Raw genomic sequence first — 23,397 nt, 5'->3', positions numbered from 1 at the left:
CAAGCACCAAAATCATATGATATCGAACATGAAAGCGTCACATTCTTGCAGGGAGGAAGGTAGAATGAGCCAACGCAATTACCCAGACTTGCACGAACACATCGAAACGCTTCGAGCGTCGAAGTTACTTATCGAAATTAACGATCCTATAAATAAAGACACAGAGATGCATCCGCTGGTACGTTGGCAATTTAGGGGTGGTATTGCTGAAGCGGATCGCAAGGCATTTCTTTTTACTAACATTATCGATAGCTTAGGACGAAAGTATGATCTCCCAGTGATTGTTGGAGCCCTGGCCACAAATCCAGAGATATACAGAATTGGATTAGGTTGTGAACTGGATGAAGTGGGTGAAACATGGGGACGAGCAATTTCCAATCCGGTGAAACCTCGTTTAATAGAAGATGCGCCTTGTCATGAAATTGTGTTGACCGGTAACGATCTACTTGGCAATGGCTGTGGCCTAGACGCACTGCCCATACCCATTTCAACGCCGGGATTTGACTGCGCCCCCTACCTGACCGCAACCAACTGCATAACAAAGGATCCCATAACCGGCACACAAAATATGGGCACCTATCGCGCAGGCCTGAAAGCTTCCGACCGACTTGCAGTCCGGATGGTCGTTAGGCCAGGCGGAGCAGAAGGATATGTCCATTGGAAAAAATGGAAAGAGCGAAAAGAACCAATGCCGTGCGCTATCGTTGTGGGGTGCCCGCCCGCTGTCAATTTTATGTCACCACAAAAACTACAAATGGGCATTGATGAGGTTGATATTGCGGGAGGTCTCGTTGGAGAACCTATAAACATTACAAAATGTAAGACAATCGAATTAAACGTTCCTGCGGAGTCAGAATTAGTGGTTGAAGGTCTCATATCCACCGAGCACGTGGAACCAGAGGCACCTTTTGGCGAAAGCGCCGGCTATGTTGCGCTTGAAAGCTACAATATGACGATGCAAGTGACGGCAATTACTCGGCGCCGTAACGCTGTTATTCCATCAATTATTAGTCAGGTCACACCGAGTGAAAGCTCTGTGATAAAGCGTCTTGCCTATGAACCATTATTTCTTAATCATTTAAAAAATAATCTAGGAATTAATGGAGTTATTAAGGTTTCACTTCACGAGCCATTAACCAATCTCCGGAAAATAGTTTTTATACAAATGGAGCGCGAAGCTCCCTCAACTGAGATTTGGCGAGCTCTTTATGGCTGTGCCGCGCTTCAAAGCGGTGTCGGAAAATTCATTATAGCTATCAATGATGATATTGACCCTGAGAACGGTGACGCGGTTTTTTGGGCAATGGGTTACCGCTGTAATCCTGCTATTGATTGTCATATTTTGGATAATCGCAGCCACGGACAGGGACCGCGCGTGCCACGATCGGTATCAGAGGACTCTGCGTTATTAATAGATGCTACCATGAAGGGGCCGTTACCTCCTTTAGCCCTACCAAAAAAAGAATATATGGAAAATGCCCTAGGTTTATGGGAAAGGCTAGGCTTGCCTTCACTAAAGCCGGAGAGCCCCTGGCACGGATACACGCTGGGTGATTGGAGCGATAATTGGGACCAAGCAGCTAAGCGAGCAGCTGATGGTCATTATCTCAAAAATGGTGAAATAACCAAACAGAGAATAACAACGAATTCTCTGCCAGAAACACCCATACGCGCTGACGAATTTGATTAAAATAATAAAAATGACAGAAAGATCGTTAACATGAAGAAACGCCCCTCAGAAATCCCCGTCAATTTGCCCGACAAAAAAATAGCCCCCCAATACGGTTCTGACATTATGGCAGATATGCTTGGAGAGATGGGTTTTGATTACGTTACGTTAACCCCTGGCTCAACCTTTCGTGGCCTCCATGATTCGTTAGTAAACTACAGCGGCAATAAAAAGCCAGAGATGATTCTTTGCCCGCATGAAGAAATTGCTGTTTCTATGGCACATGGCTACGCAAAGGTTACTAACAAGCCTGCTTGCGTAATACTGCACAACTTAGTGGGACTTCAACATGCCATTATGTCATTTTGGAATGCCTTTGCCGATCGAATCCCGATGATCGTTATTGGCGGCTCTGGGCCAATGGATCCGGCTGAAAGACGCTTTATTGACTGGCTCCATAGCGCGAATAATCAATCACAAATTATGCAACCATATACCAAATGGACCGACGAGCCTCCCACACAACAAGCAGTCCTCAATTCACTTGCAAAAGCCTATCGATTAGCTTGCACAGCCCCAATGGGGCTAAGTTATTTGTCGCTAGATACCGGATTGCAAGAGGCGACGATCGATGAGGATCTGGAAATGCCTAATATGGCATTACCCCGCTACTCTGATATTCCTCCTATTGCAGCACCGGAAGGAAGTATACAAACAGCAGCCGACTTATTCATTCGAGCAAACAAACCCTTGGTATTGGGCGGACGCTGCGGACGTTTACCCGGCACTACTGATGTTTTGAAAGAATTGGTAGAGCTCACAGGTTCCGCGTTCCAAGAAGGCAAAGATGTAGTCAATTTAGCCACTGATCATCCACAAAATATGACTGGCGGATTTGGTGCTAGTAAGGAGACTAAAGTTCGAAGTGAGGCGGATTTAATACTGGTCGTAGACAACCAAGATATTGCCGACATGCTTGGGAATTACGGTGCTGCTCGCGGGGGCGGTTACGGAGTAATGGTTACTGAAGCTGAAGGGCACAATAAAAAGATTATAGACCTATCGCTTAATGATTTTTCAATAGACAAGTGGGCTGCTATTGGAGGCGCCTTGCCTCCAGTTGATGTGCACTTATGCGCTGATCCTATCTACGGTTTAAAGCAATTACTTGGCGAGCTTAAATCCCGAGCAAACCAGAATGAACATTGGATCGATACAGCCGCAATGCGTGCCAAAGCTCTCGCAAAACGCCATAGAGCACTTCGTTCTCGTCAAAGGAAAATCTTAGAAGATAACTTTGACAACGATCCTATTTCGGTTCCACGGTTAATCTATGAAGTGTATAACGCCGTTCAAGATAAAGACTATATTCTTGCAAACCGTAACTATCGTAGCTGGTATGAGGGAATTTGGCAGTTCGATGGTTGTGCTCGTTATCTCGGCAATAATGCCGGTGGTGGGGTTGGTTATGGTCCTGGTGGAGTTATAGGTTCAGCTCTCGCCGCTCGCGACATGGGAAAATTTACCGTGGCGATCATGGGGGATGGGGATTTTACTATGAATCCCGCAGCACTGTGGACAGCTGCCCACTACAACATTCCGGCCTTAATAATACTTCATAACAATACTTCCTTTGGAAATGACGAGGAACATCAACGTAAACTTGCGGACGAACGAAAACGTCCGGAAGAGAATGCATGGATAGGTCAAAAAATGATCAACCCAGATGTTGACTTCGCCATGATCGCACGCGCCTACGGAGCTAAAGCGCACGGCCCGATTAAAAAACCAACAGAAATAGCGCCTACACTCAAAAAAGCAGTGCTCGAAGTTATTGATGGTAGCGTAGTTTTGGTTGATATTCGTACAGCGTTAAACTGATATAAGGTATTCAGAGTGGTGTTTTAAGATCTTGTTGTTTAGTGTTTTTTTTTCGTTATGTTTGCCTGCGGCAAGACGTTACACCTTCCGATTATTCATTCACCAGACATAATCTCGGCGTTTAGAGGATTAAATTAATATGTCAAAAGAGGAGCATTTTGTAGTCATAGGTGCTGGTCATGCTGGGGGCGTGGCAGTGCAATCATTTCGAAACTTTGGTCATGAAGGACGTGTAACATTAATCGGAGAGGAGGCAACATTTCCTTACGAACGCCCCCCCCTTTCAAAAGATTTGCTGCATTCACCAAACGACAGTAAATTTCAATTAATTCGTGATGCCGATTATTACAATGACCTAAATATTGATATCTTGCTTGAAAGGACCGCTGTGTCCATTGATGCTGAGACAAAACTTGTCCTGTTAAATAATGGTGAATCAATCCATTATGACAAACTGTTACTCACCACTGGTGGTCGTCCACAAACGCTTGATCTCCCCGGCTCAGAATTAGACAATATACTAACGTTAAGGACTATTGAAGATAGCCGCGCCGTAGAGGGCAATCTCAACGAAGGCGCACGGATATTGGTCGTAGGTGGAGGATTCATTGGACTTGAGGTTGCCGCCAGTGCCCGCATGAGAGGAGCAGAGGTTATTGTATTTGAAGCCAGCTCAAGATTAATGGGGCGGTCCCTCCCAGCCGAGGCATCAGATGTTTTTTTAAAACTTCATGCGGACAATAATGTCTCAGTGAGATTGAACCAAAGCATTAAAGAGTTCTTTGGCAAAAATGAAGTAAATGAAGTGATCACAAATTCTGGAGAAAAAATTACTGCTGATGCTGTAATAGTTGGCATTGGTATTTTACCGGAAACTAATCTTGCAGAAAGCGCCGAGTTAAAGATAGATAACGGCATCGTGGTGGACGAGTACGCGCGTACTTCAAACCCATATATCTTCGCAGCCGGAGACAATACAAACCATTTTAATCCAATGCTTGGGCGTCACATTCGACTTGAAGCATGGCTCAACGCCCAGGACCAAGCATTAGCAGCAGCTCGCACGATGTGTAATGAGCTCAAGGCTTACAATAAAGTACCATGGATGTGGACAGATCAGTTTGATGTAAACCTGCAGATTGCTGGTTTTACGGAAAAATGGAATAATCTCATAATTCGGGGGGACATCAACGGACGGGATTGCACCGCATTCCAAGTTGAAGGTGGCGTAATTAAATCGGCATTCTCAATCAATCGTCAACGGGATATGCGAGTAGCACGTAGAATGATTAGCGCACAACTGCCGTTTTCAGAGTCTGACTTAAAAGATGATGACATTCCACTTCGCGATCTACTAAAAGGCGCCAAATCCTAGTGATTGATAGAAAGGATACTTTTTAAAATGATCAATGGAAAAGTCATCTCCCTCTTCACGACCCCTAATGGAGGGGACAAAATGATCTCAGCAGATCATCTATCCTGTCTCGCCGGTGAAGGAATAGAGGGAGACCGTTATGCATTAGGAACAGGCACGTATTCAAAAAAATCTGAGCCGGGAAGGCAATTAACTATTATCGAAATTGAAGAATTAGAGGCGCTAAAACATTTTCCAGACATCAGCTGCTTACCGGAGCAATGTCGCAGAAATGTTATTTCTCAAGGAATACGCCTAAATTCTCTTGTCGGAAAATTTATCTCAATTGGCACAGTAGAACTCAAAGTGCATAGGCTCTGCCAGCCATGCGGCTACCTCGAGGGCAAGCTCCGGAAGCCAGGGCTAAAAGCCGCTTTATGGGACAAAGGTGGTGTTAGATGTGAAATACTAAATGATGGAAAGATAACAGTAGCGAATAATATCAGCCTGGCAGAATAAAACACCTATTCCGCTGCTGGACGACTAGCTATTCTAGCATTGTCATGATTTTTGTTTCCGAAACGATTTTGGATGTACTCTTCTACCAAATCTTGAAACTCTTCAGCAATGTTAGGACCACGTAGTGTCATCGCCTTTTTGCCATCAATAAAAACAGGCGCTGCTGGCTGTTCGCCCGTGCCAGGCAAGCTGATACCAATATCAGCCATTTTGCTTTCACCAGGACCGTTAACGATACAGCCCATCACAGCTAGGTTTAACTCCTCAACGCCAGGATATGTATTTCGCCAATCAGGCATTCTTTCTCTGATATATGCCTGAATTTTGGCGGCTAAAGTCTGAAATACTGTACTGGTAGTTCGACCACAACCCGGACATGCTGTAACCAATGGCATGAAAGACCTTAAACCCATTGTTTGCAGCACTTCTTGTGCCACTATTACTTCTTCGGTTCTATCACCACCCGGCTCAGGTGTAAGGGAAATGCGTATGGTATCACCAATTCCTTGCTGGAGAAGCACCGCCAAAGCTGCGGTTGAGCTGACGATCCCCTTGGAACCCATCCCGGCCTCTGTAAGCCCTAAATGAAGAGCGTAGTTAGATTGAGCCGCTAAGCTCTGATATGCAGCCACCATTCCCTGAACTTCACTAACCTTGCATGAGAGGATGATTTTGTTCTTTGACATACCTAGTTCTTCTGCTCGCTTCGCATTTGACAAAGCGGACTCAACTAATGCCTCATGCGTGACAACTGCAGCGTCTTTGGGATGTTCTGCCTTGGCGTTCTCATCCATTAACTTGACAAGGAGTTCTTCGTCCAGGCTACCCAGATTAACTCCAATTCTAACCGGACGGTCATACTTCAAAGCCACGTCGATCATAGTCGAAAACTGACTGTCCTTCTTAGCACGACGGCCAACATTGCCCGGGTTAATACGGTACTTTGCCAAAGCTTCTGCACAATCCGGATATTTAGTCAGTAATTGATGCCCAATATAGTGAAAATCTCCTACAAGCGGGACATCAAAGCCCCAATTATCGAGCTTCTCCCGAATGTAAGGGACCGCTTTTGCGGCATCCTCGCGATCTACGGTTATCCTTACAACCTCAGATCCGGCCCGATGCAAATCAGCTACCTGCTGAGCCGTACTGTCCGCATCTGCAGTGTCCGTGTTGGTCATCGATTGCACCACGACGGGTGCGTCACCGCCAACCATCACATTGCCTACCTTAACTCCTGCGCTTTTGCGCCGGGGCGCTAATCCTGTATTTGGCGACATCGTGCCTGCCCTATCCATTTTTTAAAACTGACGTCTTGCTCTGAGAATGGTGATATCATACTCATATTACAATTTATGTTAAGTAAAAGTGCCATGACAGATACATCTTTGACAACAGCCGAAACACCGTCAGGTAAAGGACCGAATGATGAAAATTTTCCGGTCGGATCTATATTCCTTCCGGCCTCACTGCGTCCACATGTAGCAATATTCTACGCATATGCTCGCGCTATTGATGATGTTGCGGATAACCCACTACTGACGCCTAGCGAAAAAGTCCAAAGACTAGAGGGGTTTGAGGATGCTGTCCGTGGGAAAAACGATGACCCAGCTTTTCAAAAGGGGCATGCAATTCGCAAAAGCCTCATTGAATGTGGGGTTACTGATCAACATTGTTGCGATCTAATTATTGCCTTCAAGCAAGACGCAACAAAGAATCGCTACGAAGACTGGAGTGAATTGATCGATTATTGCAATCATTCAGCAGCACCCGTTGGACGGTATCTGCTTGACATCCACGGAGAAGAACCGTCCGGGTATCCTGCTAGCGACGCTCTTTGTAATGCACTACAGGTTATCAACCATCTTCAGGATTGTTCGGATGATTACAAATTTATGGATCGTGTTTACCTTCCCACAGAATGGCTAACACAAGAAAAAGTAACACCCGATGCCCTTAATAATAAATACACATCTGCGAACTTACGGATCGTGCTAGATAAATGCCTCGATGCTACAGATGATCTTCTTATTGAAGCGAAAACTTTACCAAATAAGTTGAAAAGTAAACGATTAGCCATGGAATCGGCGACTATTATTAAAATTGCATGCAAATTATCTGAAAAATTGCGCGCAAATGATCCTATCGCATCCCGAGTTGAGTTAAATAAAATACAATTTTTTAGTTGTTGCCTTTCTGGTTTCTTTTCCGGGCTAAGAAATCGTTGACCATTATTGCGAGAACAGGCTTTCCGTGATAACACATTGCGCTCCCTACCATCCAACCTTTTCTAGAAAAAAATACTTCATTTTGAGGCCAACATTAAGAGTGATCTCTGCTAGTAATTTTCGTTGAATATCTGCTAGGATCTAAAAAAGAGATGACTTTCGAATGATCGCAAGGTAACTGTTTTGGTTATCGATATACCAAAAGACACTAACATCTGAACGTCAGCATTGCTGACAAAAATGCTAAAAGCGGGAGCATTAGCCGTGGGTATTGAAACTCCATTACTCGATCAAATTAAATTTCCTGCCGATTTACGTAAATTTAAAGTAGAGGATTTACGTCAAATTGCTGATGAGCTTCGTGCTGAACTTATCGATGCAGTCTCACAAACCGGCGGTCACCTTGGGGCCAGTCTTGGTGTCGTGGAGCTTACCACAGCCATACACTATGTCTTTAATACCCCGGACGATATTCTAATTTGGGATGTTGGCCATCAATGCTACCCACATAAAATATTGACTGGCCGTCGCGATCGCATCCGCACGATCCGGCAAAAGGATGGGCTGTCCGGTTTTACTAAGCGGTCAGAAAGCGAATATGATCCATTTGGTGCGGCGCACTCTTCGACATCCATCTCTGCCGGTTTAGGCTTTGCTCAAGGACGGGACTTTTCCGGGAAAGATAACGACGTTGTAGCGGTAATTGGAGACGGGTCCATGACTGCCGGCATGGCATACGAAGCGATGAATAACGCTGGCGCCAATGGTAATCGTATGATCGTAATTCTAAATGATAATGAGATGTCCATAGCGCCGCCGGTAGGTGCTCTTAACAGTTATCTTACACGGCTCCTATCATCAAAACAATATCGAGGGTTACGTGAACTAGGTCATGAAATTGCAGAAAAGTTACCTCACCCAATAGAAATGGCTGCTAAACGTGCCGAAGAATACGCCCGTGGAATGTTTACGGGCGGCACACTGTTCGAGGAGTTAGGTTTTTATTATGTCGGCCCGATAGATGGACATAACCTGTCCCATCTAATACCGGTTCTTAAAAATTTAAAGGAATCCGAATTGCCGGGGCCGGTGTTACTTCATGCAGTTACGGTGAAAGGCAAAGGTTACGAACCCGCCGAAAATAGCACCCATCGCTATCATGGGGTTGCAAGCTTTGATGTGTCGAGTGGGGAGCAAAATAAAGGAATATCAAATGCACCAGCTTACACAAAAGTTTTTGCGGAAAACCTCATAAAACACGCCAATATGGATGATAAGATTGTGGGGCTTACAGGAGCTATGCCTGATGGCACCGGCATGGATCTTTTTGAGAAAGTGCATCCAGAACGTATGTTCGATGTAGGTATTGCTGAGCAACACGCGGTTACCTTTGCTGCAGGACTGGCAGCTGAAGGTTATAAGCCATTTGCCGCAATATATTCTACATTCCTGCAGCGCGCTTTTGATCAAGTCGTACACGATGTTGCAATTCAAAAATTACCAGTTCGGTTTGCAATAGACCGCGCTGGACTAGTGGGTTCCGATGGGCAAACCCACGCAGGATCATTCGATATTGCATATCTAGGCTGTTTGCCTAACTTTGTTCTCATGGCATGCGCTGACGAAGCTGAGCTTTGCCATATGGTTGCGACAGCAGTTGCATATGATGAGGGTCCCTGCGCATTCCGTTTTCCACGCGGAGAGTCTGTTGGTGTGGAAATGCCAGAAATTGGTGAAGTTCTCGAAATCGGGAAAGGACGCATAGTGCGTGAAGGCTCTAAACTTGCGATTCTTTCTTATGGTGGCCGTATGGTTGAGGTTCAGAGGGCGGCGGATAATTTAGAGGCAAAAGGATTATCCACGACCATTGCGGATGCGCGGTTCGCGAAGCCTTTGGACACCGAACTCCTAGAAAGATTGGCGCGGGAACACGAAGTATTAATTACCATAGAAGAGGGTTCAATAGGCGGTTTTGCATCTCGGGTTCTAGATCATCTTGTTCGTAACGATCTTATTCGTCCGAGCCTTAAAGTCCGTCCAATGACATTACCGGATAAATTTCAGGATCAAGCCAGTCCTTATGACATGTATGAGGAAGCTCAACTTAATGCAAAACACATTGAGGCGACAGCTCTAGCTGCATTAGGCGAAGAGATTTTGACAGAACAGTCTAAACGCGCATAGTTCTGCTTTTACTGACGGGTATTAGAGCACGCAGTGGAAAATTGTAAACAGTCTGATGAATTAAGCGAAGCTTGGGCTCACGTTTACAAAGTGGTAGAAGCCTCCGGCTCGTCATTTATCAGCGGAATGAAGGTTCTGACTCAGGACAGACGCGACGCTATATTTGCAATTTACTCATTTTGTCGTGAGATTGATGACATCGCAGATGACCCGCTACCATATTTGGAGAAAAAAAATCAGCTTAATGCCTGGAGAGAAGAGATAGAGGCCCTATATCAGGGCAGGCCCACGAAACCAACTGCGAAAGCTCTACTGATTCCAATCAAAGAATACCAGTTGCGAAAAGAAGATTTTATTGCCCTCATTGATGGAATGGAGATGGATGCGCAAGACGACTTTCGTGCCCCAACAATGGAAAACCTAAAACTCTATTGTGCAAGAGTGGCAGGTGCCGTTGGCCTTTTATCAGTAAGAGTTTTTGGCGAAAAAAATCCTGCGCGCGATGATGTTGCACGGTCTCTTGGTTTAGCGTTGCAACTCACAAATATTCTTCGAGATGTCCATGAAGATGCAGGCCGGGGTCGGCTTTATTTGCCACTTGAGCTACTCAAAAAGCATGGTGTATGCAATGAAAATCCCAAATCAGTGCTGTCGCACCCTACGATAGACCTCATATGTAATGATTTAGCCGATATCGCGGAAAATAGTTTCACTGATGCAATATTAGCGATGGCACGCTGTTCGAGAAAAACCATGCGACCCGCAGTAGTAATGATGCATGGCTATTTGGCAATTTTAAAGAAACTTCGTGCACGCGGCTGGAGTAAAACTACACAACCAGTAGTGCTATCCAAGATTCACAAGCTTTGGATCGTCTTAAGATATGGGGTATTTTAAGTACATGCCTAAAACGCATATAGTTGGGGCAGGAATGGCAGGCCTAGCCGCAGCGGTAAAGCTCTGCGAAGCTGGACACTTAGTGACGCTTTACGAGGCCGCCAGTCATGCAGGGGGGCGTTGCCGTTCATTCCACGATACTGCCCTGGACTGTGTTATCGATAACGGAAATCACCTGCTTTTGAGCGGAAACATCGCGGTATTTAAGTTCCTTAACACAATCGGAGCTGAACATACATTGATTGGACCAAAAGAGCCTATTTTTAAGTTCATCGATGTCCGCGACGGCATGCGGTGGAGCGTGCGCCCGAATATGGGCCGCATACCTTGGTGGATATTTTGCGCAGACCGAAGGGTCCCTCGTAGCTCATGGGTTGATTACTTCTCAGCACTAAAATTATTTTATGCTTCGCCAAATAAAACACTCACGGAGATATTATCCCCAAGTGGTCGGCTCTTTGAGAGATATTGGGAACCTCTCGCAGTATCAGTCTTGAATACTCCGGTTGATAAAGCAGCGGCATCTCTTTTATGGCCTGTTTTTGCTGAAACATTCGGACGAGGCGGATGTGCATCTAGGCCAATGATCGCCAGAAAAGGCCTATCAGACAGCTTTGTTGACCCTGCGGTCACATTACTCACCAAGCATAAGGCAAAAATAAAATTTGGGTCTCGTCTAAGGAGAATTGAAAGAAGTGCGGATATGAAGTACGTAAAAAATTTAGTGTTTGCTGACCAAAATGTTAAGATACCCAAAGATGAAGCAGTCATTTTAGCCCTACCCGCATCTATAACAGGCTCCCTGCTAACGGAGGTAAAGTTTCCCACGGAGCATAATCCAATCGTTAACGTGCATTTCAAATTAAATTCGCGTCAACCTTCTGATTTACCTATAAATTTTATTGGTATAATAGGAGGCACCGCTGAATGGCTTTTCTTACGAGGAGATATTGTATCTATAACAATTAGTGCTGCTGATAAACACGTCAGCAAGTCGGCCGAAGAAATTATTGACTTAACATGGGGTGACGTGGTGAGTGCGTTAGGTTTAGATGTCAACACACCAAAGCAAGCTCGTGTTGTAAAAGAAAAAAGGGCTACATTTGCACAGACGCCAGAATCGTTGACGTTACGTGCCAAAACTAATACCAAAACCCTTAACCTTAAATTGGCTGGCGATTGGACTGACACAGGCATTCCAGCAACAATAGAGGGAGCAATACGGTCCGGTTATTCAGCTGCAGATTCAATATTAAATAATTGATTTTCGGATACTCTATAAAATTGCTAGAATTTTCTCTCGATGTTAGAAGATAATAAAGATATAGGTATCACATTGGATTCGTGGATGTTAATTAGCTTTCAATCACAATCCAAAAATGCAAGATCAAATTAGTACGTGTAACAAGTCTATCGATAAATCCCATGAATACTTTTACAGACAATTTGTCCGTAGGTGCCCACACGTCGGACGCGGAAAAAAATTCGGCAGAAAATAAACCCAACCCTATCCCTAAAGACTTTGAGAACCGGTTAAGCACAGTTATAGAACAGGCGGCTAAAGGACTCCGGCAAATGCAAGCCGATGATGGCCATTGGGTTTTCGAACTTGAGGCAGACGCAACAATTCCTGCGGAATATATTTTACTAAATCATTTCACTAGTGAAATTGATCCAATTATTGAAAAAAAGATTGCGGTATACCTGCGGGAGCGTCAGGCTGATCATGGTGGCTGGCCTCTTTACCACGATGGTAACTTTGATATAAGCGCTAGTGTGAAAGCATATTTCGCATTAAAGCTAGCAGGAGAAGACATTGATGCGCCGCACATGGTTAAGGCTCGTGCAGCGATTCTCAATGCAGGCGGTGCAGCGAAATGCAACGTATTCACAAGAATTACTCTAGCATTATTTGGCCAAGTGCCGTGGCGAGCAGTTCCAGTTATGCCGGTAGAGATTATGCATCTTCCAAAGTGGTTCTTCTTTCACTTCTCAAAGATTTCCTATTGGTCCCGTACGGTTATTGTACCGCTCCTAATTTTAATGACTAACAAACACCGAGCAGATAATCCCCTTTGTGTCGATATTCGAGAGCTTTTTCTTATTCCGCCTGAACAGGAAAAAAACTACCTTGCTAATTCTACCGGAACTTTGGCCGGCAGGTTATTTCTTTGGGTGGATAAAATACTGCGTCTGATTGATCCCTTGATGCCGCGTAACATTCGGGCAAAAGGAATAGAGAAGGCTCTCGATTTTATAAATGAACGACTCAATGGAGAAGACGGTTTAGGGGGTATCTTTCCCGCTATGGCAAATACTGTGATGGTTTTTCACACTTTAGGCATAGATAAAAATAGTGAACAGTATTTGGTGGCTAAAAAGGCGATTGATAAATTACTGGTGATCAAGGATGAAATAGCCTACTGCCAGCCGTGTTTATCCCCGATATGGGATACAGCATTATCTGCGCAAGCCCTTCTAGAAACTGGAGATAACATTAATACAAAGGCCGCTCACGTATCATTATCATGGCTTCAGGAGCGACAAGAACTTGAGGTTATTGGTGACTGGGCGGACACTCGCCCTGACTTGAGGCCAGGGGGTTGGGCATTCCAATATTGGAATAGTCACTACCCGGATGTTGATGACACTTCTGTCGCAGCAATGTCTATAGAACGAGCAAAAGACCCGAAGCATAAAGAATGCCTTGAGCGAGCAGCCGAGTGGATTATTGGGATGCAGAGCAAAAATGGTGGCTGGGGGTCTTTTGATGCAGATAATACCCATTATTGGCTTAATCATATACCATTTGCAGATCACGGTGCACTTCTTGACCCACCAACTGTTGATGTCTCTGCACGTTGCATCGGCATGCTTATCCAGCTTGGCTATACTCCCAAAAGTGACCCAATAAAGCGTGGGGTAGAATATCTTCGACAAGAGCAGGAAGATGATGGATCGTGGTTTGGTCGTTGGGGCACCAACTACGTATACGGGACGTGGTCTGCCCTGTGTGCTCTTCAAGCGGCTGGCGAAGATATGAATGCTCCGTACATAAGAAAGGCAGTTGGATGGCTAACATCCAGACAGCGCCCCGATGGTGGTTGGGGTGAAGATGGTGCGAGTTATTGGCATGATCACAAAGATACCTGCAAAGCCAGCACGCCATCCCAAACATCATGGGCTCTTCTTGGTTTAATGGCGGCCGGAGAAGTCGACAGCAAAGCTGTTAAGAGCGGAGTTGAGTATTTGCTTCAGGCTCCGCGAGATGGCGCCAAATGGGAAGAAGAATATTATAACGCTGTCGGTTTCCCTCGGGTATTTTATCTGCGTTATCACGGCTACAGTGTTTTTTTTCCTCTATGGGCCCTAAGTAGGTTTCGTAATCTTAGTAACTCAAACACTAAATTCCCTTCTTACGGAATTTGAGCCAGATTGCAATCATCACTGGTATGCAGTTGGAGGCAAGGTGTATTGCTTCCATGAGTAGCATCATTGGAATGGATTCTCGGCCCTTAATAAAATGCAGTGGCCCCGGCCCGGATCGCGTGTCTGTTGCGTGCAATGATCTTAATAACGACAAAATTATGGGTATTGTAAGTTTTGGTATTGCAGGCGGAATGGACCCAAAACTCAAATCTGGTTCCGTGCTATTGCCCAAAGCTGTTGTTACCGATGATGGAGCCGTTTTTCAAACGGATGATACTTTGCGTCGCTCGGTTGCAAAAAACTGGCCCGTCGCTAGAGAGCAATCGCGACAGCTTGGGGTTAACAAAGTGATTAAGAGTATAGATGAAAAAATGCAACTATTTCAAGCGACCGGAGCTCACGCACTAGACATGGAAAGTCATGTGATTGCTGCTTATGCTAAAAAACGCGGCATTCCGTTTCTTATATTAAGATCAATTGCCGACAGTGCCAAAGATACCGTGCCAGAAATCGCACTCGCTGGCATGAACAAAAATGGAAGGGCTACCGCACTTTCTCTTTTAAGAAAGCTTATCCAACGTCCCAGTTCGTTAACACAGGTTGCCAAGCTGGCTTATACAAGCAACACCGCGATGCGAGCCCTGAAAAAGATGCCTGCAAGCTCATTAAATGCTCTGTGTAAGACAGGAAATTACTAAGCCGTCTTTAAGCAGCTCTAATATTAGACTCCGACCCGGAGCCACCGTCGCGATTATTGTTCGGTGTTAGCGCTGCGCGTAGACGTGTTTTTTTCAAATCGCCTCCGTGCTTTGAATCCTCTTCTTCGAGCCTAGTCATAAAATCACTAACCAATTCATCATGAACATAATCAGCCGCCCGTTGGCTTGAAAGATCTATTTCAGGGGCCATTTCACCCTCAGTTCTAATACCGCGTACAGCCACCATTAAAGCTTTTAATGGGTTAGAGAAGGTGTCATCAACTGCCGTCGCCTCGTAACCGCTGTGCACCATGCAGTTAGCACATTTTTCGTAGTTTCCAGTACCATATTTTTCCCACTCTGTCTCTTCCATCAACTCTTTGAAGGAATCAGCATACCCCTCTCCAAGAAGGTAACATGGTCGCTGCCATCCAAACACATTTCGGGTAGCCATGCCCCACGGCGTACAATGGTACTCTTCATTTCCAGCCAGAAAGTTTAAGAACAGAGGCGAAGCACTAAATGGCCACGTCCGGCCTTTTTCTTTGCCGATCCGAAAAATATCTCGGAATAAATTTTTGGTTTTCTTTCGAGAAAGAAAATGCTCCTGATCTGGCGCACGTTCATATTCGTATCCGGGTGATACGGTGATCGCATCAACACCCAATTCATCAGACGCAAAATCAAAAAATTCTGCTGCTTCGTCCGCTGTCATTTGATCAAAGAGGGTACAGTTCACGTTAACTCTGAACCCTCTACGCTTAGCTTCTTTTATAGCGTTAATAGCTCTTTGAAATGTACCATCTTGGTTAACCGCATGGTCATGATGTTCCTCCAGTCCATCAAGATGAACGGAAAAGGTCAAGTACTGGCTCGGAGTAAATTTATCCAACCGTTTCTCGAGTAACAAGGCATTCGTACACAAATATACAAATTTTTTCCGGGAAACTATGCCTTCCACTATTTCTTTTATTTCTCGGTGAAGAAGTGGTTCGCCACCTGGTATCGACACCATCGGTGCCCCACACTCATCCACCGCCGTCATACAATCTTCGTATGAAAGTCTTTGATTAAGGATAGATTTTGGGTAGTCGATCTTACCGCAACCTGGGCAAGCGAGATTACACCTAAAAAGTGGCTCAAGCATTAGTACCAGAGGGTACTTTTTCCGACCAAACAAACGCTGTTTGATCAGGTAAGTAGCCACTCTATATTGCTGTATTAATGGAACGGACATGCCACCCTCTTTAAACGATGATCAAATTTTTAAGCTTAATATGTGTATTTTAGACCATTAGTATGTTTTTTCTACCGACTAAGCTGCAGCCTCGCGGAGTTCTTTTGGCAACCTAAACTGCACGTTTTCATTGATGCCATCAACTTCCTCTACCTCGATATCAACAAGCTCACCTAACCGTTTAATTAGATCCTGAACGAGTTTCTCTGGAGCAGATGCCCCTGCAGTTATACCAATTGTTTTAATATTCTCCAACCACACTTCATTTAAACCAGAAGCGTCGTCAATCAAGTAGCTTGGCACATTCAATTCTTTGCCTATTTCGCTCAATCTCTTTGAATTTGAACTATTCTGCGCCCCAACCACAAGCAATAAGTCCACTTGCCCCGCAAGCTCCCGCACAGCACTTTGCCGATTTTGTGTCGCATAACAAATATCCTTCACATCAGGCCCTACAACCGTCGGAAACCGGGCCTTTAATGCCTCAATAACATCTCTGGTGTCATCTACACTCAATGTCGTCTGAGTAACATAGGCTAATTTATTAGGGTCTCGCACTTCTAGCTTGCCAACGTCTTCGGCTGTCGAGACTAAATAGACTTTTCCAGGAATGCGGCCCATTGTTCCAATAACTTCCGGATGACCTTCATGCCCTATTAAAATGATGTCATAATCTTTGGCCGAATATCTTTGCCCTTCCTTATGCACTTTGGCAACCAGAGGGCACGTAGCATCGATGACAGGAAGATCTCGGGTTCCCGCTTCATCGGCTACCTTCTTAGAAACGCCGTGGGCGCTAAACACCGTGTGCGCGCCATCGGGCACTTCGTCAAGCTCCTCAACAAAAACGGCCCCCTTTGCCTTTAAATCTTCAACCACTCGTTTATTGTGAACAATTTCGTGCCGCACATAAACTGGCGGACCATATTTCTTCAGTGCCAATTCAACAATATCAATGGCTCGAGTTACACCAGCACAAAATCCTCGAGGCTTTGATAAAATTACACGCATAGGCTGCAGTCCCCAATCAAATCACTACAGGCTTTGTTAAACAAAGCCTATTAGATACATCCATAATTCATACCAGCGACCCCACAACAAGTAAACAAGCTAGCCTTCTATACCTATGCTAAACTTAATCTAAAATACAGCAATATTGAATGTTACTAAAAACATCTCTATTCAACAAAAACTTAAAAATTCTTTAAATAACCATTTTTCCTGTACCACTCAACTGCATCAATGACCGCAGTTTCAGCTGGGCGTGTTTTGTAACCAAGAACCGTTTCTGCTTTTTTAGAGGAAAAATACATTTTTTTTGCAGCCATTTTCACACTATCAACCGTTACAAAAGGCTCCCATTTCCCCGTAAATACAGAGATTGTCTCAGCAATGTGTGCGACCGGAAGCAAAAGCTGATGAGGAATCTTGATTGTTGGAGGTTTCCGTCCTACCTGATCACAGATAATCGTAAGCATATCAACTAACGTCATATTTTGGCCGCCTAAGATGTAGCGTTCCCCAACTTTACCCTTCTCAAAAGCGTTAAGGTGCCCTCGGGCCACATCCTCTACATGCACAAAATTGAGACCAGTATCTACGTAGGCAGGTATTTTACCATTAGCGGCATCGACAATAATACGACCAGTTGGAGTGGGCTTAAGGTCACGGGGTCCAATCGGTGCTGACGGATTGACGATAACAGCAGGTATTCCTTCATTTAATACCAATCGGCGAACCTCCTCTTCAGCGAGATATTTTGACCTTTTGTAGGTACCGATCATTTGATTATAGGTACTGGGCGTCTCCTCATCAGCCGGAGTGTTATCGCGATTTATACCGAGGGTCGCAACGCTGCTCGTATATACGATTCTCTCAGCCCCGTTATCAGCCGCAAGTCGGAAAAGATCGCGAGTCGCATCTATATTAACCCGATCCATCGCCGCTCTATCTGGTGCCCAGAGCCTATAATCAGCAGCAACATGAAATACCGCTGTACAACCCACGAGTCTATCTTTGTACGTTGATGTATCTGTTAGATCGCCTTCCACAACTTCACAGACTAAACCCTCAATATTACGCCTATCTCCTCCTGGCCTTGCGAGTACTCTTACATCCAGTCTCCTCTCCAGCAGTTGGCGTAAGACAGCTGATCCGACAAATCCGGTGGCGCCTGTCAAAAATGTAGTCATTTCTGGACCAATCCCGTCTGACGAAGTCCTCGGCTGTTCAACCATCCCATCAAAGAGGGCAGAATAACCAAAGTGGAAATTAGAGTGAAGCCGATTGCAACCATCAATAGTTCGCCCATGCTTGCCGTTCCGCGGTGATCCGAAATTGCGAGGCTGCCAAACGAACCGATGGTTGTTAAGGCACTAAATACAATGGCTCGTGGCGTGCTAGTTTTTAACATCTCGCGCTCGCTCAATCCAAGCCGCGAACGCATAACTAAATGTATTCCGCTGGCAACGCCCAAACCAAGCAATAACGGAACAACGATGACATTTGCATAATTGAAAGGCAAATCTAGGATAACAGAGGCAGCTACAGTCCAAAGTGCAGCCAAACCTAATGGCAATAATACCAGCACCGCATCCCAAAATTTTCGCAAGACAAAAGCCAACAATGCACAAATGAAAAATATTGCCGTTACCGTCGCTTGTATTATAGCTCCCATGACTACACTGCCAGATCTGACCAAAACTACTGGCGTATCTGTAGCTGTCGGTAACTGGTCACTAACTGCATATACGAAACGCTCCATTGCAGAATTGTCAGTCACATTATCTTTTGGGTAAATCTCGAGTCGCAGGCGACCATCACGAGCGACATATCTGCCTCTAAGAACACTTGGAATATCCGCTTCGGAGAACGGTGCGGCATTAAACGACTTTTTTAACCTCTCCAAACGACCTTGAAAGCGCGCGAGTAAACCATCTTGAAGGTCATTGACTGAACGCTTTAGATCACGGGATAAACTCATGTAGGGTGTAAGTGCTTTGGCCAAACGTTCGGCACTAACTGCGATCAAGGGATCTGCATAACGATGGCTTGCAGTTGCTAATAAATGCTGGCGAAACTGCCCCGTAGCTCGTTGAAGTTCCTCTTTACCAGGGGGATCCTTTCTGTTTGCGGGATCAAATACGGAATACATAGTAAAAGCAATATTCTGAATAACTGACACCTTTTCATCTTGATGCGACGGCACGAAATTATCGAGCCAAACAACACGGTCCACCTCAGGTATGTCGGTTAAATTTTTTATAATTTTGGAGATATTCTCATTTCGATCAATCAGAACTGAAATAGTTTCAGGCGAGACAGTTGGATCGGCCATTAGGTCAATTGCAGTACGAACAGACTCCGTTGTTGGGTCTTTTAAATGAAGTGGATTGAAATCAAAACGTGCCTGCGGCAGAAACGCTGCGGCGGCAACACCGGCAAAAACCGCGACAGCCGCTACTTTACCTCCGAAACGATAAATAATCCAATCGGGTATAACAATTGGTATTATCGATGGGCGCAAAGGAGATTTGAATGGCAACAAGCTCAACAATGCTGGCAATAAAGTAAAATTGGCAACCAGCGCTATAAACATACCGATGCCCGAGATCAAACCTAGTTCAGATAATCCACTATAGTTTGTTGGCAAAAACGAAAAGAACCCGATTGCCGCAGCAACGGCACAGAGTGTGAGCGCCCCACCTAAATCTTGCGTTGCGGTAGTTAATGCCTCAGACTGAGACTTGCCTGCTACAATTTCTTCTCGAAATCGTAGGGCAAAATGAATTCCAAAATCCACTCCAAGGCCAATAAAAAGAACAGCAAATGCCACTGAAATGAGGTTCAAGTACCCGACGAACGCGATGGCGAAGCCAGCAGTGAATACGAGGCCAGTCACCAAGGTTAATAAGGTTGCTACTACAAGACGCAATGACCCTAGAGCAAGGAACAATAGAATCGTGACCACAATTAGTGAAATCCATCCCGCTTTTGCAGCTCCTGCAGAAACACTCGCAAGCTCCTCCGTTGACATTGCATCTCCACCCGTGATCCGCACACTAACCCCATGTTCTGGAGTAAGGGCAGCTACTTCGGCAACTTTGCGCACCAAATCCATAGATTTCTGCGCAGGCCCAAGACCCGAGAAGTCAAGATCAATACCAACTCGAATGAACTCTCTAGCAACGCCAACATCTTGCAGTCCTCCCGATATAAGACGCCGCCACGAGAGTTCGTCTGATTTCCCCTGTGCTCTGGCTTCGGCAACGGAGGCAATACTATCTAAGATCAGATTTAGCCCTTCAGGGGGCCTCCCTCCTTTGGATACTTCTTGAAGAGCAAGGCTCAATATTTCAAACAAGCCACGCAGACTCGGGTCTGCACTTAGACTAGCTAATAAGGGTTGCGCATCGGATAGACGATTTGCTAACTCATCAAGTTCCGAACGCTTAAGATATAAAAGTCCATTATTTGCGAAGAAAGGGTCGGCAGCGAGATATTTGACCGGTCCCTTTATACCCTCGGTATTTCTCAGCCTTTGGGACAAAAGTCGCGCGGCATCTTCTGCTTGGTCAGGATTTGGCGCCTCTATCACGACAACCAAGGAAGGGCCGACGGCCGGCATGGCGGCTTTAAAAGCCTTGAACTTCTGCCTAAAATCCAACGATGGTGACAACATTTCACTCGTATCAGAATTCACTTGAGCATTCTGGATTACATAATGACAAACTACCGCTGATGAGATTCCCAAAATGAAGATAACGAAAAGGGCTCGCTTTGCGCAAAAGTTCGCAACACTCACTAAAATGTCACTACGTCGCCTCAAAATGTCCTTAATCAAGTCTTAGTCCTTATTTTTTTGATTGATCCGATACGCCGCATACAATTATGAGTATAACAAGATTGGGATTGGGATATATTTAATGAAACAAATTACAAAGTTGTGGGCACCAGCGGTTTTAAGTTTTTTATTAATCGCTCCAAACATGTGCATTTCAAAAGAGACCACAACAAAACCCTCGGCAATACAAGTCATTAAGGACTTTAACTCGACGCTGTTACACGTGATGAAAAATGCAAAGAGCTTAGATTATAGTGGGCGTTATGAAACACTCAAACCCGTGCTTTTAAAAGCTTTTGATTTCTCCTTCATGATAAAATATGCCGTGGGGCAACCTTGGAAAGAATTAACAAAAAACCCAAAACAAAATTTAATAGAAGCGTTTACTGATTTCACGATAGCCACCTATGCAGACCGTTTCAATGGATATTCAGGTGAAAAAATTGAGAGCAAAAATGAACAAGATGGGCCTCGTGGCACAAAGCTAGTAAAAACTGAATTAGTCAAGCAAGATGGATCTGTAATAAAACTAAATTACCTTCTGCGCAAAAATGAGCGCGGTTGGCAAATAATTGATATTTTTTTAAAAGGTAGTATCAGTGAATTAGCAACAAAACGGTCTGAATATAATGCAATTGCAAAAAAGAGTGGCCTGAATGGTTTAATAGAGCGCATAAAAGAAAAAACCATTGTCATTAAAGCTCAAAATAGCAAATCAAAATGACGAGATTGCGGATATCTTTCAGCAAAATTTTTATTGAGGTGGAAACGTTTGATACCCAAACGGCAAAATCAATTCTCGCTTGTCTCCCATTCACGTCTTCAGCTATGACGTGGGGAGAAGAGGTCTATTTTTCAACGCCAGTTGAAACCACCCTCGAACCAAATGCAAAATCTATAGTTGTACCCGGCGAGATAGCCTATTGGCCTGCCGGAAATGCGATTGCTATAGGCTTCGGACCCACACCAATTTCAGTCGGCAATGAAATACGCCTTGCTAGTCCATGTAACATTTGGGGGAAAGCAGGCACTGAGGTCTTTGACTTGGCACAAGTAAAGCCTGGAGAGCTCGTATCAATAAATTTGCCGGAATGAACTCTAAATGTTCTCAAGCACGCTGCGTACTCTGCCAAACATTGAGCCAAGATCGGCTTCACTAGAAATAAATGGCGGCGCTATGATTATGGTATCACCGGTCATTTTAACTAAAACTCCGGCATCAAAAAACGCCTTCAAAGCACGATGACCACGCTTACCCACGGTTTCATCACAATCCAAGTCAACCGCCCCAAGCATCCCTATTCCTCTAATGTCTTTTACTAAGTGCAGATCTGCTAATGCAAATAACTCCTCCAAGAAGGGCTTTTCGAGGGCGGCGGATCTTTCAAAAAGACCTTCACTTTCATATATATCAAGAGATGCCAGCGCCGCAGCACACGCAACGGGGTGAGCTGTATACGTGTAACCATGGAACAATTCTATTGATTTGTCAGGAGCCTCACCAATTACCGTATTGTAAATTTTGCTGGCCACGGCCACGGCCCCCATTGGAATCGCTCCGTTCGTAAGTGCCTTAGCCATGGTAATCATATCTGGCACAACCTTGAAACGATCCGATCCAAAATTTGTGCCCATGCGACCAAAGCCACAAATAACTTCGTCAAAAATGAGCAGAATACCATTTGTGTCGCAGATATTGCGTAGCCGCTCAAGATATCCGAGCGGTGGGGGCAAGCAGCCCGTCGACCCCGCTACTGGCTCAACAATACATGCCGCTATGGAATTTGAGCCGTGGGTATCACAAAACCTTTGCAAATCATCTGCTAGCTCCACCCCTGATTTTGGCTGGCCTCGGGTAAAGCGATTTTCATCAAGCCAAGTGTGACGTAAATGAAGCACCCCCGGCAGAGACAAACTGAAGCCATGCTTATTTCGCGCAATACCGCCCACAGATAGGCCACCAAAGTTGACACCGTGGTACGCCCTTTCACGCCCAACAAGTCGTGTTCTTCCGGATTCGCCCCTGGCAGCGTGATAAGCAAGTGCAATTTTTAAAGCCGTTTCTACTGCTTCTGACCCAGAATTGCTGAAAAAAATATGATCTAAATCACCGGGAGTAAGGCTGGCTATACGCCTTGCCAAATCGAATGATTTTCCATGCCCATGTTGAAAACTGGTTACATACGAAAGCGTCTCTAGTTGCTTTGCGACAGCGTTTGCAATCTCAGTTCTTCCCAATCCTGCAGGAGTACAAAAAAGACCCGAAACAGCATCAAGAACAATCTCTCCATCCGTTTTCCTTAATTGTATACCCTGCCCATCCGAAACCAACCGCGGTGCTTCAGAAAAATCTCGGTTAGCAGTATATGGCATCCAATGATTACGGAAATCATTCGCAAGGTTAGTCATCTAACTTTTTCTCCGTTTTACGGCGCTGTGATCTTTTGTAACAGGATAG

The 23,397-nt window shown here is 45.0% G+C and carries 18 protein-coding genes; 12 read left to right on the top strand and 6 right to left on the bottom strand.

Annotated features, from left to right (window positions below):
* Positions 1–64: 64 nt before the first annotated feature.
* From VX941_07365 to VX941_07350, 4 genes are all read left to right on the top strand, one after another.
* Positions 65–1,690, top strand: a complete 1,626-nt coding sequence (locus VX941_07365; GenBank protein MEE2933229.1) for a UbiD family decarboxylase — start codon at positions 65–67, stop codon at positions 1,688–1,690.
* Between the two features lie 30 nt (positions 1,691–1,720).
* The gene (locus VX941_07360; protein MEE2933228.1) at positions 1,721–3,550 is read left to right on the top strand and encodes a thiamine pyrophosphate-dependent enzyme; all 1,830 of its coding nucleotides are present in this window, start codon (positions 1,721–1,723) and stop codon (positions 3,548–3,550) included.
* 139 nt (positions 3,551–3,689) lie between these two features.
* Positions 3,690–4,925, top strand: coding sequence for an FAD-dependent oxidoreductase (locus tag VX941_07355; protein ID MEE2933227.1), 1,236 nt, complete (start codon positions 3,690–3,692; stop codon positions 4,923–4,925).
* A gap of 27 nt (positions 4,926–4,952) precedes the next feature.
* Positions 4,953–5,423, top strand: a complete 471-nt coding sequence (locus VX941_07350; GenBank protein ID MEE2933226.1) for an MOSC domain-containing protein — start codon at positions 4,953–4,955, stop codon at positions 5,421–5,423.
* A gap of 5 nt (positions 5,424–5,428) precedes the next feature.
* Here the strand turns inward: VX941_07350 and ispG are convergent, their stop codons facing one another.
* Complete coding sequence (ispG, locus tag VX941_07345) at positions 5,429–6,721, bottom strand: flavodoxin-dependent (E)-4-hydroxy-3-methylbut-2-enyl-diphosphate synthase (protein MEE2933225.1); 1,293 nt, start codon at positions 6,719–6,721, stop codon at positions 5,429–5,431.
* 75 nt (positions 6,722–6,796) lie between these two features.
* Here ispG and hpnC point away from each other — a divergent pair, with 75 nt between their 5' ends.
* The 6 genes from hpnC to VX941_07315 all read left to right on the top strand — a co-directional run bounded on the left by hpnC (position 6,797) and on the right by VX941_07315 (position 14,859).
* The gene (gene hpnC, locus VX941_07340; GenBank protein ID MEE2933224.1) at positions 6,797–7,651 is read left to right on the top strand and encodes a squalene synthase HpnC; all 855 of its coding nucleotides are present in this window, start codon (positions 6,797–6,799) and stop codon (positions 7,649–7,651) included.
* Positions 7,652–7,891: 240 nt separating this feature from the next.
* The gene (gene dxs, locus VX941_07335; protein MEE2933223.1) at positions 7,892–9,835 is read left to right on the top strand and encodes a 1-deoxy-D-xylulose-5-phosphate synthase; all 1,944 of its coding nucleotides are present in this window, start codon (positions 7,892–7,894) and stop codon (positions 9,833–9,835) included.
* Between the two features lie 33 nt (positions 9,836–9,868).
* Entirely contained in the window at positions 9,869–10,732 is an 864-nt protein-coding gene (hpnD, locus tag VX941_07330) for a presqualene diphosphate synthase HpnD (GenBank protein ID MEE2933222.1), read from the top strand.
* Between the two features lie 4 nt (positions 10,733–10,736).
* Positions 10,737–11,996 carry a hydroxysqualene dehydroxylase HpnE gene (gene hpnE, locus VX941_07325; protein ID MEE2933221.1) on the top strand — a complete coding sequence of 420 codons (1,260 nt, stop codon included), beginning with the start codon at positions 10,737–10,739 and terminating at the stop codon, positions 11,994–11,996.
* Between the two features lie 161 nt (positions 11,997–12,157).
* Positions 12,158–14,161: a squalene--hopene cyclase gene (shc, locus tag VX941_07320; GenBank protein MEE2933220.1), complete on the top strand. Its 2,004-nt coding sequence runs from the start codon at positions 12,158–12,160 to the stop codon at positions 14,159–14,161.
* A gap of 53 nt (positions 14,162–14,214) precedes the next feature.
* A complete protein-coding gene (locus VX941_07315; GenBank protein ID MEE2933219.1) occupies positions 14,215–14,859 on the top strand; it encodes a hypothetical protein in 645 nt (214 codons plus the stop codon).
* A 7-nt stretch (positions 14,860–14,866) separates the two neighbouring features.
* On the opposite strand, the gene hpnH is transcribed toward VX941_07315, so the two are convergent.
* The 4 genes from hpnH to VX941_07295 form a co-directional block, all read right to left on the bottom strand.
* Positions 14,867–16,096, bottom strand: a complete 1,230-nt coding sequence (gene hpnH / locus VX941_07310) for an adenosyl-hopene transferase HpnH (GenBank protein MEE2933218.1) — start codon at positions 16,094–16,096, stop codon at positions 14,867–14,869.
* 78 nt (positions 16,097–16,174) lie between these two features.
* Positions 16,175–17,107 (bottom strand): 4-hydroxy-3-methylbut-2-enyl diphosphate reductase, encoded by a 933-nt coding sequence (ispH, locus tag VX941_07305; protein MEE2933217.1) that lies wholly within the window; start codon positions 17,105–17,107, stop codon positions 16,175–16,177.
* A gap of 182 nt (positions 17,108–17,289) precedes the next feature.
* Positions 17,290–18,288, bottom strand: coding sequence for a hopanoid-associated sugar epimerase (gene hpnA, locus VX941_07300; protein ID MEE2933216.1), 999 nt, complete (start codon positions 18,286–18,288; stop codon positions 17,290–17,292).
* A complete protein-coding gene (locus tag VX941_07295) occupies positions 18,285–20,900 on the bottom strand; it encodes an MMPL family transporter (protein ID MEE2933215.1) in 2,616 nt (871 codons plus the stop codon). The genes hpnA and VX941_07295 overlap by 4 nt, the downstream gene beginning before the upstream one ends.
* A gap of 121 nt (positions 20,901–21,021) precedes the next feature.
* Here VX941_07295 and VX941_07290 point away from each other — a divergent pair, with 121 nt between their 5' ends.
* On the top strand, positions 21,022–21,663 hold the full coding sequence (locus tag VX941_07290; protein MEE2933214.1) for an ABC transporter substrate-binding protein: 642 nt from the start codon (positions 21,022–21,024) through the stop codon (positions 21,661–21,663).
* Positions 21,660–22,034, top strand: coding sequence for a cyclophilin-like fold protein (locus VX941_07285; GenBank protein ID MEE2933213.1), 375 nt, complete (start codon positions 21,660–21,662; stop codon positions 22,032–22,034). Before VX941_07290 ends, VX941_07285 begins: the two co-directional genes overlap by 4 nt.
* Positions 22,035–22,037: 3 nt before the next feature.
* On the opposite strand, the gene VX941_07280 is transcribed toward VX941_07285, so the two are convergent.
* Complete coding sequence (locus tag VX941_07280; GenBank protein ID MEE2933212.1) at positions 22,038–23,348, bottom strand: aminotransferase class III-fold pyridoxal phosphate-dependent enzyme; 1,311 nt, start codon at positions 23,346–23,348, stop codon at positions 22,038–22,040.
* Between the last annotated feature and the right edge of the window lie 49 nt (positions 23,349–23,397).

The sequence above is a fragment of the Pseudomonadota bacterium genome, from assembly GCA_036339585.1.
In the GTDB taxonomy this organism is placed as follows: Bacteria; Pseudomonadota; Alphaproteobacteria; order UBA8366; family UBA8366; genus UBA8366.
Note: the sequence above shows the minus strand (reverse complement) of the source record. Positions and strands in the feature narration are given on the sequence as shown.